Source organism: Bacillus cereus group sp. BfR-BA-01382 (assembly GCF_022663475.1).
Taxonomy (GTDB): domain Bacteria; phylum Bacillota; class Bacilli; order Bacillales; family Bacillaceae_G; genus Bacillus_A; species Bacillus_A thuringiensis_S.
Genome location: NZ_JAKUFQ010000022.1, coordinates 1 through 12,615, shown reverse-complemented (window position 1 = coordinate 12,615; position 12,615 = coordinate 1). Strand labels below are relative to the sequence as shown.

Here is a 12,615-nt window from a genome sequence, read left to right as displayed (position 1 = left end):
GATTGGTGAGGGCTGATAATCAGTGGGGGATGAACAAAACCCCCACTAATTAAAGTTTTACTTTATATAAATTCTGTATTTTTTTCAAGCGCTATGCACGCGATTATGTTTCCTTTCTTTCCTAGCCGTAAGCAGCTGGGGAGTGAAAATTCCAAGCAATATAAAAATAATTCCAATCCACTGCATGAAGGTTACGACTTCATGTACAAGTGTAATAGAAGCGATAATAGCAGTTGGTAATTCAGCTGCACCTAATATCGTGCTAAGTCCTGTTCCAACTTTTGGTACACCGATTGAAAAACAAATGACAGGTACAACAACGCCGAATAATCCGAGGAAGAAAGCATATTTCCATAGACCAGCTTGCAGGGCACCATCTGTTAAAAAGGTCGGCGGGAAGAATAGGCATACGATAAGAGTTGCACTTGTTGTCATAAGAAAGCTTTTCGTATAAGGGGGAACATCTGTAGCAACGCGTCCGCTTGCAAAAACATAGAATGAAAAAGAGACAGCAGCTAATAGTCCAAAGATAATCCCTTTCGTAGAAAAACTTTGTCCGAGGCCTTCAAATATACCACCTGCAAACAATGTACCAGCAAATAAAATAAGGATAGATATGATCTTATCGCGGCTTGGAAATATTCGATTTGCAATTGCTTCGATAATGACACCAATCCAAGTGAACTGAAAGAGTAGGACGACAGCGATAGATGCGGGTAGCTCTTCTACAGAAATAGCGTAGAAAATTCCAGTCATACTCATTGTTGTTCCGACGGTTAGTAATGAAAAGAATTGTTTTTTTGTTACTTTATGACGTGAAAAGAAAAGAACGAGTAGAAATAGTCCAATCCATCCGAAGACATATTGTCCCCCTAATAGTTGATGTGCTGAAAATCCACTTAGGAATCCGAGTTTGAAAATAGTTGAAAGTATGCCGTAGCTGCAAGCACCGAATAAAACGAGCAATGAATATTTAAACTTATCCATAAAAAATCCTCCTTTTAAGTAATAAAAAACGCCCGCTATCCAAATAAGGATAACGGGCGAACGAAACAGAGTAAGACACTCTACAAAATTCCGCCACTCACACATAAAGTATGAGTTTGGGGTATGTAATTATAGTGAATGCTACATTGCTTTTGGGAATACAATGGAGCATTTTACACCTTGAGCTGTGTTTTGTATTCCGTAAGGAAATTGATGTTTATCTAATATTTGTTTCACGATATATAATCCAAGACCGCTACCTTGTACTAAACCGTGTTTATCAGGGTTTGCACGATAGAAAGGCTCAAATAAATGAGCAAGTTTATCTTCATCAATTTGTGAACCTGTATTTAATACTTCTAATGCGTAACCGTTTGGTTTTTCATAAAGCTTTATATATACGTGCTGGTGGTCAATTGTATAATGAATTGCATTTGAAATAATGTTAAAAATAGCAGTTTGAATAAATTTAGGATCAGCTAAAATTTGTACGTCGTGTTTAATATTAGATTGTACATTTAATTGTTTTACAGATACAAAGTAATCTACTTTCTTCATAACATCCTCAATAATATTAGATAAAGAAATGACTTCTAAATTCGGTTTAAATTGAGGGTTTTGTATTTTGGATAATTCCGACATTTTTTCCGTTAATATGTTAATATCTTGCATCATTTCATAGGAACGTTTTAAATATTTATCTCTATCTTTATAAGCTCCAATTCCGTGAATCATGCCATCTAGTTGTCCCATAACGGCTGCGATTGGTGTTTTTAATTCATGGGATACCATAGACATAAATTCTTTACGAGATTGCTCTAATTGTTGTTCCTTTTTGAGCTCATTTCTTAAATCTTGATTGCTTGCATGTAAATTCTTCACAATATTTGGTACTTGTGAAGCGGCTACTTGCAAATTAAAATCTGTTTGATCTGTATTTTTGTTAAGTAGTTTTTTATCTGAGAAATCAAGATTCATAATATCTTTTAAAGCATCGCTCATATATTGAAAAGGTTTGGCAATTAGTTTTGTATAAATTAAAGATCCGAGTAGTGATAATGCAAGCATTGTCGCGCCAATATGTGGAGCTAATTGCTGCAACGCATCTGCTAACTTTGGATTATCATTTATATCATTTATTTTACTTGCTGCATTTTGTGTATGTAAGGCATCATTATTAGCGACTTTCTTTTCTGCTTCTGTAAGCGGATTAGAAGTGCTATTTTTCCCCGAAAGGTTTTGTGTATGTTCTTTTGCTTTTGCAGTTTGGCTAGGCTGCAAAAGGTGATTGATAGCTGTAGAAAGAGATTTATAATCTATAATAGAAGATTGGAAATTGGAAATGATTCCCTCTGACACAGCTTTATTTTGATTCGTTTTACTTTGATTGTTTTGCTTATCTAAATCCGCCTGTTCTGTAGTCGGCGTTCCATTTTCTTTCGCAAAATGTTCTTTATCGTAGTTTGAAGCTAGAAAGTAAATAATTTGATAAAGACAAAGTGATAAAAGAATACAAAATAATAAGGTTTTGATGAAAATATTTTTGGTGATGTTGTCTTTGCTACGATTCGATTTTGTAGCCAATGCCTTTCACCGTTTTAATATAAGTAATTCCTAATTTTTTTCTTAAGTTTTTAATATGTGTATCTATAACTCTTACATCACCATAATGTTCATAGCCCCATACCTTATTCAACAAATCACTTCTTGATAATACTTTTCCTCGATTTTGCAGTAAAGTATAAATAATTTCAAATTCTTTTGTTGTCAATTCAATTTGATTACCATGAACATAAGCTGCATATGCTGTAGAGTTTAACATCAATTCATGGAATTGTAGTATAGTTGCAGCTTCTGCTTCCTTCGTTGCTGCCCTTCTTAATACAGCCTCTACACGCTTAATAAATACAGTGTAATGGAACGGTTTCGTAATATAGTCATCAATACCTAACTCAAATCCTTTAATTTCACTTTCTTCATTATGTAAGCCTGTTAACATAATGATTGGTACATCAGATTGTCCTCGCATAATTTTACAAATACTATAGCCATCTATATCTGGTAACATTACATCGAGGAGGACAAGATCGTATGAATTTTTTTGGAAAAGAAGAATACCTTCTGTTCCAGCACCAACTACATCAACAGTAAAGTTTTGTGCCATTAGAAATTCACGAATTAGTTCTTGTATATCTGGGTTGTCTTCAATCACCAGTATATGCGTCATAGTAACACCTCCTAAATAACGCTTTTTACTGCAATATTCGAATTCATCATTTTTCGAGTGACTCAGATTGTTTATACATATAATAAGCCCCCGCTATAAAATAATCATGAAGGTAGCAAGGGGAATAGTTTAGTGTTACTGAATAGTTCAGAATTACAGTAGTTCTATTATAGTATGTATTATAAAATTTATAAAACATTATAACTGTATAATTTTAATATCTACGTTTATCAATGTTTAAATATCAGCTAATCAAATCTATTCCTATTATATATGTAAATACAGTTGTTTTGCTACTGTAAATGAATAAATAAAATAAGCCAAGACATAAAATTCTTGGCTACACATAAATCTTGTTTTTAGGCTATTTTACAGTGACAGTAGCTTGCTGCTGAACGCGCTCAAATAACCAGTGTATATCATTGTTATACATACGAATACAACCAAGTGTTGTTGCTTTGCCGATTGCTTGATTATTGTTAGTTCCGTGAATTGCATAAGTTGTTCCGTAAGTTCCTGCCATATTTAATCCGAGCCAACGGTCACCAAGTGGATTACGTGGATCGCCGCCTTTAATTTTGCCTGTATAATAAGGGCGGTTTTTAATTTTATTTACGATTTGAAAAGTTCCTTTAGGTGTAGGTGTTGCTGCTTTTCCAGTAGCGACAGTAAAACTTTTTATAAATTTTCCATCCTGATAATAATCCATTTTATTTAACTGAGTGTTTACGATTAATTGATCTTTCGTTGTAGCGGCCTCTGCGCTAGCGAATGGAAGAGTTAAAAATCCTAATGATAATAGTGCGCTTAATAATAATTTTTTCATTGTTATTCTCCTTTTACTATCGTAATAGTCTTACATACAATGAAGTTGTAATCCTCGTAAAGCTTTATTTACATTTTCATCTAATGTTTCAAAGAATGCAGTGATTTTGCTGTTGTGTTTGTTGTTTTTATCAATAAGTAATCTTTCATTTAATAAAAGCTCACCACGTAGTCCAAAACTTTGAACTTGAATATTTAGCTCATCTTCATTTTCAGAAATGATTGGTAAGAAATAATGAAAAGCTTTTGTTGGAATGATGTAGCTTTTGCCAATCATGCTTTCTTGATTTGAATTAATCCATTTTTTCGTGACAATTTTAATATTCTTTTTTGAAACGATAAAAGATAGTGTTGTAGATTTTGTTAAACTTACGTCAAATTCACTTGTTTCACACATGTGTAAATTAAAAACGGTTTCATTTTGATGAGATTCAACATTTGTATTAATAAAATCGTGCATTTTATATGCTTCCATTTCGTATTCACCCTTTTTTCAATTTCGAAAACGACTTATATTTATTCAAATTAATGCTTAGTCATATATTGGTTAAATTTTTCAACAAATTCCGATATAATCTTACAATACGTATATGAAGCTAATATGAAGTTAGGATGAGTTTGTGGTGGTTTTTTATTGAGAACAAAATTAGAGGGGTTTTTAAGTGTTAAAAAATGGATAAAATTTGCATGATATTAATGCGTCTTTTTGTTATTTCGACTTAAAAAATGATTTTTACTAATTAATAAAGAACGGAAATCATTAGTGTGACCCTTACAAAAATGTAATAAAAATGTAAGCTATTGTGATAGTTATTTCGACAATTTTTTTATACAATAATAGTAAGAAGTTGTACGTGATTGAAAGGAGAGATGACATGGAATGGATTCATGAATTATTTCAGCAATACGGGTACTATGTTGTACTTGTCGGCTTGCTGTTAGAATATATTGCACTTCCGTTTCCGGGAGAGCCCACATTAGCATATGCGGGATTTTTAGCGCAGAAGGGTGATTTAAGTTTACCGATTTTAATCATTCTATCCTTTATTGGGACAAGTGTAGGAATGACGATTCAATACTTTTTAGGAAATAAATTAGGTATGCCTTTCATTCAAAAGTATGGAAAATACGTATTTTTAACACAAAGAAAAATTGATTTAACGAGAATGTGGTTTGATAAGTATGGGTACTTCCTGATTTTTATTGGTTTCTTTATTCCTGGTGTACGTCATTTCACAGGATACTTTGCAGGAATTATTAATTTACCATTCCGTCGTTTTGCCATTACAATTTATTCAGGCGCTCTATTTTGGGTATCATTCTTCTTAATCGGTGGTTACTGGTTAGGTGGAAACTTACATGACATCTTTGGAGTGCTAGAAGATCATATCGGTAAAATCATTGTTGGAGTTATCGTTATCGTAGCAATTACGTTAGGTGTTCGTTTCCGCAAACAGTTAAAACGAGTATTACTACAAAACGCAAGCTAATATGAAATCCATTCTATGTCAGAATTTAGGAAGGCAGTGCAAAAGCACTGCCTTTTTTATTTTATTGTTAAGACTATGTTTAATGCACATTTTACATTCTTTATAGGAATTTGATACAGGATAAGAAATAAGTATCTTGTCAATTATTATAGTCGTAATGACAATTATAATTGACAAAAATAAGGATATTATTTACAATTTTAATTAAATAAATGAAAAAGAGGGAAGACATGAAGCTTCAAAATCGAGTGAGGGAATTGCGAGCAAAGCATCGTTTATCACAAGGGGATTTAGGGAAAGCGATTGGATCATCACGGCAAACGATTAGTTTAATTGAGCGCGGGGATTATGCACCATCTATTGTATTGTCGTTAAAAATCGCACAAATTTTCAATGTATCGGTGGAGGAAATATTCACGTTAGTGGAGGGGGAAGAGGATGATGAAGAGTAAACGAAAAAAACAATTTGATTCTGTGGGGAAAATAGCATTAAGTATGATGGGTGGCTTTTTAACGTCTTATATAGCTTTAAATTTACTCTCGGATGAACCGAGAAAATTATCATCCAATACATTTATAGGCATATGTACTATTTTTGGAATCTTAATGATGTACTACACTTGGAAGAATACGCGTATGTTAGCGGAGGCACGCGATGAAGAAGAGAGCGTACAAGGCAGAAAATTAGGCATTATAAGTATATATTTACGTGTAGGTGATATAGTGACGCAGGCATGGTTTGTATATGCAGTTATTACATGTAGACGTGCACTGTTGCAGGATACTAATGTTTCATTTGCGGTGTGGAATTTAGTAGCTTCTATTGTTTGTTTAACTACTGTAGTGATTATCGGGCTCATAACAAAAAATCGTTATAATAAGCTATACCCTGAACAAGGTGTAACGTATATGGAATCTATGAAAATGTGGACGAAAAACGCAGATGAAGGATTAAAGCACATTGTGCATGAGGCTGGATATAAAGCGTATGAATTTACGAATACAATATTGGCATATGTATGGTGGGCTGCCGTTATATATACAGCTGCTAGTGATATCGATTTTGTATTAATTGGCTTAATCTCATTTATTTGGATATTGCATCTCGGGAAGTTCATGTACGAAATGCAGAGAAAAATGATTTATTAAGGGGAGAAAAAGGTGGATATTTTAAGAAGGCCAGCTGGCTCAATGACAGTGGCGCTAATTCTGTCCATTTTATACGGAGTAATCCGAACTGGGAAATTAGAAGTAATTTTGAACCTATGGGCAATAGTTGGAATTTCATTGTTAGTGTTAGCCATTCATGAGCTAGGACATGTAGTATTTGGTGTAATAGGTGGTTTGAATTTTAAATTTATGACAGTAGGGCCGATTACTTTCCAAAAAGAGAAGGGGAAAGTACGCATTCGAGAAAATAAATTATGGGCGTACTTTGGAGGTGTTGCAACATTAGTACCACCTTCTATAGAGACACCGAATCTTTCGAAAAAGTGGGCGTGGCTCACTTTAGGTGGACCGATTACGAGTTTACTATTTGGTATTACTTCCGGTTACATATACATGGTGAGTTATTATCAATATCTTTTATATTTTTCCTTTTTCCATTTTGCAATCTTTGCGGTTACAATTGTGCCGATAAAAGGAATGCTTATGAGTGATGGGATGCAATTTCTTATTTTAATTAAAGATGATGAAAGAGCTAGAAATCACTTATATGAGATTCAAATATCGAGTGAGTTATTTAGTTATAAAAGACCGAAAGATTGGGATGAAAGATTAGTAGAACTTAGTGAGGAGAAAATAAAAGAGAATAAAGGGATAAGGGAGATAATGAGTAGACTTATGCTCGTCTTTTTTGCTCGTGCAGATCAAGAGGGAATGGAAAGAGCGATACCGTATATAGAACGAATTGTTCAATTACCTGTAACGAAAGAAAATAAGTTTTTCGTTAGTAGTTTTCATAGTTGGTACCTTTTATATAAAGCCCTTTATCAGATGGATAGTCTTTCTTTGCAAGAAGCAAAGGAACATGCAAAGGCTATTACAAAAATGGACCTAAGTGGATATTACCGTACACAAGGGATTATTAAATATGTAGAGGGCAATATGGAAGCGTCCCGTACTTATATGAAGAAAGCCGATCAAGAATTAAAGAGCGCCGAGAAGAGTGAGATGGGATATTTACAATTAGAAAGAGAATGGTTTAAGCAGCTGAAAGAGAGGGTATCTTACGATGGGTGAGGTATCCTCTTTTTTATATGTCATCTTATGCCGTTCCATAAACAGCCTAGGGCGAGTAAAATGAGATAAGAAGAGCAAAGCTTGGAGGAAGTAAATATGGAAATTTTATCAATTATTTTGATAGTCTTGCTCATTTATGTTGTTTTTAAAGTAGCATATGTAGCATTAAAGATACTCGCGATCCTATTGATTATCTTTTTAATCGTAGAGTTCGGCAGTAAGTTGCTTGGGGGATAGGGTATGTTGTACGTTTTGGATGTCTAAGGTTGTCGTTAAATCGATATCTTGTGCCGAATCGTTGATATAATGAAAAAATCGTTGATATAAGTGGAGAAACGATCGATATATTTGAAAAATCGTTGATATATTTAAGTGAATACGAAGTGGGGTATATGGAAAAGAAGTTGCCGTTGGGTAGCTTCTTTTTATTGTAGTGCCGGTGTATGCAAACCAACATAAAAAAGCTGGAAGAATTCCTTCCAGCTTAAGAGTTACTTTCAATTTGGCGACCGCTATCTTCTTCATTGTCTTGTAATAGGTTGAATACGTCTGCTAAGCAGAATGCAATGAACCAAGTCCATAGACCGTGGAAGAAAGCTGAGCTTAATTGAAGTGGTAATGTATAGTTTGTCATTGAGTAGGAAATACATCCACCAACGATTCCAATCATTGTTAATAACATTGTTTTCTGAGCATTTTCTTCTGGATTGAAGAGGAAGTAAATGTATCCGCCTAAAATTGAAGCGCTTACAAGTGTTTCGATTCCATTAAAAATGATATTCTCTCCAAGCTGTGTGTTTGTCCAGAAACAAATCGTACCGCCGATAATAGCAAACAGGACAGCTATTGTATATCGTATATATTGATTCATATGTTCATCTCCCTATGTAATAAGATGATTTGGAAGTCAAAAAGGTAGGTATAGTATATTGAAGTGAGTTTTAATTGTACGTATCTTTTTATAAAAAGATCATTGAAGAGTAACTAAGATGATCGGTTGTTTAAACCGTTACGTGTATGGTGTCTGAAATATACCCGACTGCTCGTTTCTTTTTGCTTGTAAAATAAGAGAAACTTCCAAGTCTATATACTCTTTTTTTGTGAGTCTGCTTTCATTATAACACATTTAGGGACATAATAATAGAATTATCTGATTTTGTAATAAGTGTAAAAAATAAAAAGCGTAAGGAAATACCATTAACAATGCAGTTTAGTGGAAGAAGGATTTTAATTTATTATGATGAAATATGTAATCAAGGTGAGATCTAAGAAGGAGGCTTAAATACAATAAAAAATGTTTTGTAGCATGAATGTAAGGGAGGGGAGCTAACTTGGAAATCACAACAGAAAGATTAATAATTAGACCTTTTAAGAGTACTGATTTACAGGATGTATTTGCTATTTATAATAATGATGATACATGTAAGTTCCTATTACATAATAAGTGGACTCATGAAGACATGCTGAAAAGATTTAATAAGAAGCTAGCAAACAATGCACTTACTGAAGAATCAATATTAAGTTTGGCAGTTATATACAAGACTAAAGTAGTTGGTGACTTATCCGTATGGTACACAAATATGAAGGATACTGTTGAGATTGGTTATAGTTTTTCAAATGAAGTAGTTGGAAGAGGTTTGGCAACAGAAGCAGTAAGTAGTTTGGTGTTTAAATTATTTAATGAATGTAATGTACATCGTATACAAGCTAATCTTGATGCACGTAATACAGCTTCAAAAAAATTGTGTGAACGAATAGGTATGAGAAAGGAAGCCCATTTCATACAAGATTTTTGGAATAAAAATGAATGGACAGATAGTTTTGTATATGGAATGTTATCCTCCGATTTGTAGTAATAAACTTCGTGATTTTATTATGCTAAAGGGTGCGTTAGTTGAATAACAAAGGGCATAACATAGTATATATGACTAATATGTTATGCCCTTTAATGTATTAACCTTTTTTATATACGTTTGAAACGGCCGACAATTTCAACTGTTTCAGTAATGTTCATAAATGCTTTGTTATCCACTTGACGGATAATACGTTTCATTTCGCCTAACTCATAGCGAGTCACGACAGTGTAAATCATTTTTTTCTTATGGTTTGTATAGCCGCCGACAGCGTCTACCATTGTCACCCCGCGTATGCCGTGATGTAGTAGTGCGCTTTTTATTTCCTCGCCTTTTTCTGTAATAGTCATTATCGTTAATTTAATATGTTTCGTATGCACAGCATCGATAACTTTGCTGACTACAAATCGACTAATTAACGTATAAAGTGTAATATCCCATCCGAAAATAAAACCTGCTGCGACAAGTAAGATTAAGTTGAATACAAATATGATTGCTCCAATTGAAACATCTCGATATTTTGCTACAATCAATCCAACAACATCAAAACCACCTGTTGAAGAAGCAAATCGGAATATAATTCCTGAAGCTGCTCCGCAGATAACACCACCGAATACAGAAGAAAGTAAAATATCGTCTGAAACTTGGTGTACCGGGATAATATTCATCGCTAAAGATGACACAGCTACAAAGTACGCTGTTAAAAAGGTTGTCTTCTTGCCTAAGTAAAAGTGACTTAAAATAAGAAGAGGAATGTTTAGTAAAAAGATAAGTGCACCGATATTGTAGTGCATTAAATAACCGATAATCATCCCTACACCAGCGAATCCACCGCTAATCATATTATGCGGGATAAAAAACATATTCATAGAAATTGCATACAAAATAGAAGCTATAAAAATAACAACCAACTGTATCATAAATTCTAAATGAAATGTTTTAGCTGCTGGGAAGGATAAAAAGGCGGTGTCGGGAACGTAATCGGCGTCTCCTAGTTGACCCATAGTATGTTTCATCTCCATATTCATTTTTGATTACAAGAAGAGAATAAAGGTTTTTTCAAAAACTGGCAATAGTTTTATTATAATGCAAAAATTTTATAAATTTCTAATAAATCAAGCCTATTCATTGATGTGCGTGAATATACTAAAGAAAGCGAATACAACGTTTCTTAATTATTGTTTTCTTGAGAAAATATGCAAAATACTTTTTTTGAAAATAAAAGGAAATAGAGAATGTTTGCCTAATGTGCTAAAATGACCTTATTAAGGATGTGAAGCGATGGAATTTTTATTGCAGGATGCAATTTTATATATATCGTTTGTAACGACGGCACTTTGTTTATTAGAAGTTTTCTTCCTTGCTAATGTTTCTCGCTTTGTGCGTCAACAAGCATCAAGCGGTAGACAAAGAGCTTTTGCGTTAGTTGATACATGTGAAGATAGTGCGGGAAATGTACCGCTATTTTCTATTTTTTATAAATATGGAATGATTCGTTCTGTACGTAGACAAGAATCAAGTGAAGAGAATGATGAGGTCGGTCCGTATACACCAATGTTTCGCTAAATAATTACGAAACATTGGAGGAATGAACATGTTAAAATCATACCGAGCTGTGCTCGTTAGTTTATCATTATTACTTGTTTTTGTTTTATCTGGCTGCAGTAATGCAGTCCCAATTGATGCACATAGTACTGGGATTTGGGATCATTATTTCGTATATCCAATCTCGTTTATGATTCAATTTGTTGCTCATCATATACCTGGAGCTAGCTTTGGGATTGCAATCATTATTATGACGCTCGTTATTCGTTCAGCAATGATTCCATTAGCTGTTTCACAATATCGTAGCCAAGCGAAAATGAAGAAAATGCAACCTGAATTGCAGAAGCTAAAGAAAAAGTACGGTGATGTAGGTAAAGATCTTGAAAAACAAAAGCAGTATCAAAAAGAAATGTCAGAGCTAATGAAATCAGGCGGTTGGAATCCACTTGCTGGTTGCTGGCCAATTTTTATACAAATGCCGATTTTCTCTGCTTTGTATTATGCGATTAGCAGAACGGAAGAGATTCGCACATCTTCTTTTTTATGGGTGAACTTAGGACATGCAGATCCATATCATATATTACCGATTATTGCAGCGTTAACGACATTTATTCAGATGAAAGTTTTCCAATCTAATATTACACCTGGAGAACAAGTACAGATGCTAAAGATACAGCAAATTATGATGCCGGCAATGATTCTATTTATGGGGTTTGCGGCGCCATCAGGACTTGTATTGTACTGGATAACAGGTAACTTATTTACAATGACACAAACAATCGTATTAAGAAAAATAATGGAACGTGAAGAGTTACAATTACAAAAAGCATAGAGAAACACCGCTCATTATGAGCGGTGTTTTTTATTCGAAACGTTAAGGGAATTTTAAGAAACCAACATTACTATTGGCATTGTATACGAAAGTGTACATGCTTTAGAAATATGAAGGAGGAAATTTCCTATGAAGAAGAAAACAGTTGGGTATTTAGCGATTGCAGGTGCTTTATCATTCGGAATCATTGGAGGAGTCGGTATTCCGGCATTCGCGGCAACGAATACTCCAGCAGCTGAACAGTCTACAAAAACGGCGAAAAAGGATTTGGATGACGCTACAAAACAAAAAGTAAAAACAATTATGGACGATACAAAGAAACAGTTAGAGAAACTAGGTGTAAAGCTTCCGGAGAAAGAGAAGCGTAAAGACATGTTTGCAGGATTAGATGATCAGGCGAAAGCAAAAGCGAAGTCGATTTTAGAGCAAAAGAAATCTGGAAAATTAACGCATGAGCAAGCAAAAGAAGAATTAACAAAATTAGGTGTGAAACTTCCAGAAAAAGAGAAGCGTGAAGACATCTTTGCGGGATTAGATGAAGCAACAAAAACAAAAGCAAAAGCGATTTTAGACAATGAAAAGAAACAATTAGAGGAATTAAATGTGGATCTT

The 12,615-nt window shown here is 33.9% G+C and carries 16 protein-coding genes; 9 read left to right on the top strand and 7 right to left on the bottom strand.

The features are described from left to right. Positions 1 to 84: 84 nt before the first annotated feature. From MR160_RS11655 to MR160_RS11635, 5 genes are all read right to left on the bottom strand, one after another. Positions 85 to 987 carry an EamA family transporter gene (locus tag MR160_RS11655; protein WP_000357149.1) on the bottom strand — a complete coding sequence of 301 codons (903 nt, stop codon included), beginning with the start codon at positions 985 to 987 and terminating at the stop codon, positions 85 to 87. A gap of 141 nt (positions 988 to 1,128) precedes the next feature. Then, on the bottom strand, positions 1,129 to 2,571 hold the full coding sequence (locus MR160_RS11650; protein WP_242297380.1) for a sensor histidine kinase: 1,443 nt from the start codon (positions 2,569 to 2,571) through the stop codon (positions 1,129 to 1,131). Next, positions 2,549 to 3,214: a response regulator transcription factor gene (locus MR160_RS11645; protein WP_000148834.1), complete on the bottom strand. Its 666-nt coding sequence runs from the start codon at positions 3,212 to 3,214 to the stop codon at positions 2,549 to 2,551. The genes MR160_RS11650 and MR160_RS11645 overlap by 23 nt, the downstream gene beginning before the upstream one ends. 364 nt (positions 3,215 to 3,578) lie before the next feature. Then, positions 3,579 to 4,040: a L,D-transpeptidase gene (locus MR160_RS11640; protein WP_000735061.1), complete on the bottom strand. Its 462-nt coding sequence runs from the start codon at positions 4,038 to 4,040 to the stop codon at positions 3,579 to 3,581. Positions 4,041 to 4,070: 30 nt separating this feature from the next. Beyond that, on the bottom strand, positions 4,071 to 4,514 hold the full coding sequence (locus tag MR160_RS11635) for a DUF3978 domain-containing protein (protein WP_000388763.1): 444 nt from the start codon (positions 4,512 to 4,514) through the stop codon (positions 4,071 to 4,073). A gap of 400 nt (positions 4,515 to 4,914) precedes the next feature. Here MR160_RS11635 and MR160_RS11630 point away from each other — a divergent pair, with 400 nt between their 5' ends. The 5 genes from MR160_RS11630 (at position 4,915) to MR160_RS11610 (ending at position 8,010) form a co-directional block, all read left to right on the top strand. Further along, positions 4,915 to 5,529, top strand: coding sequence for a DedA family protein (locus tag MR160_RS11630; protein WP_000454764.1), 615 nt, complete (start codon positions 4,915 to 4,917; stop codon positions 5,527 to 5,529). Between the two features lie 230 nt (positions 5,530 to 5,759). Further along, positions 5,760 to 5,981 (top strand): helix-turn-helix transcriptional regulator, encoded by a 222-nt coding sequence (locus tag MR160_RS11625; protein ID WP_000776170.1) that lies wholly within the window; start codon positions 5,760 to 5,762, stop codon positions 5,979 to 5,981. Next, on the top strand, positions 5,971 to 6,678 hold the full coding sequence (locus tag MR160_RS11620; RefSeq protein ID WP_000837717.1) for a DUF3169 family protein: 708 nt from the start codon (positions 5,971 to 5,973) through the stop codon (positions 6,676 to 6,678). Before MR160_RS11625 ends, MR160_RS11620 begins: the two co-directional genes overlap by 11 nt. Before the next feature lie 42 nt (positions 6,679 to 6,720). Further along, positions 6,721 to 7,773, top strand: coding sequence for a site-2 protease family protein (locus tag MR160_RS11615; RefSeq protein ID WP_140159684.1), 1,053 nt, complete (start codon positions 6,721 to 6,723; stop codon positions 7,771 to 7,773). A gap of 96 nt (positions 7,774 to 7,869) precedes the next feature. Then, complete coding sequence (locus MR160_RS11610; RefSeq protein WP_000404758.1) at positions 7,870 to 8,010, top strand: DUF3985 family protein; 141 nt, start codon at positions 7,870 to 7,872, stop codon at positions 8,008 to 8,010. A gap of 247 nt (positions 8,011 to 8,257) precedes the next feature. Here the strand turns inward: MR160_RS11610 and MR160_RS11605 are convergent, their stop codons facing one another. After that, positions 8,258 to 8,644: a DUF3938 domain-containing protein gene (locus tag MR160_RS11605; RefSeq protein ID WP_001077773.1), complete on the bottom strand. Its 387-nt coding sequence runs from the start codon at positions 8,642 to 8,644 to the stop codon at positions 8,258 to 8,260. A gap of 460 nt (positions 8,645 to 9,104) precedes the next feature. Here MR160_RS11605 and MR160_RS11600 point away from each other — a divergent pair, with 460 nt between their 5' ends. Next, complete coding sequence (locus MR160_RS11600; protein WP_242297378.1) at positions 9,105 to 9,626, top strand: GNAT family N-acetyltransferase; 522 nt, start codon at positions 9,105 to 9,107, stop codon at positions 9,624 to 9,626. A 110-nt stretch (positions 9,627 to 9,736) separates the two neighbouring features. Here the strand turns inward: MR160_RS11600 and MR160_RS11595 are convergent, their stop codons facing one another. After that, on the bottom strand, positions 9,737 to 10,630 hold the full coding sequence (locus MR160_RS11595) for a YitT family protein (protein ID WP_000530044.1): 894 nt from the start codon (positions 10,628 to 10,630) through the stop codon (positions 9,737 to 9,739). 277 nt (positions 10,631 to 10,907) lie between these two features. Here MR160_RS11595 and MR160_RS11590 point away from each other — a divergent pair, with 277 nt between their 5' ends. The 3 genes from MR160_RS11590 to MR160_RS11580 form a co-directional block, all read left to right on the top strand. Continuing rightward, positions 10,908 to 11,192 carry a hypothetical protein gene (locus MR160_RS11590; RefSeq protein ID WP_000394930.1) on the top strand — a complete coding sequence of 95 codons (285 nt, stop codon included), beginning with the start codon at positions 10,908 to 10,910 and terminating at the stop codon, positions 11,190 to 11,192. A 28-nt stretch (positions 11,193 to 11,220) separates the two neighbouring features. After that, positions 11,221 to 12,003 (top strand): membrane protein insertase YidC, encoded by a 783-nt coding sequence (gene yidC / locus MR160_RS11585; protein WP_074791056.1) that lies wholly within the window; start codon positions 11,221 to 11,223, stop codon positions 12,001 to 12,003. 129 nt (positions 12,004 to 12,132) lie between these two features. Next, on the top strand, positions 12,133 to 12,615 hold a 483-nt coding region (locus MR160_RS11580), incomplete at its 3' end, for a hypothetical protein (RefSeq protein ID WP_242297376.1).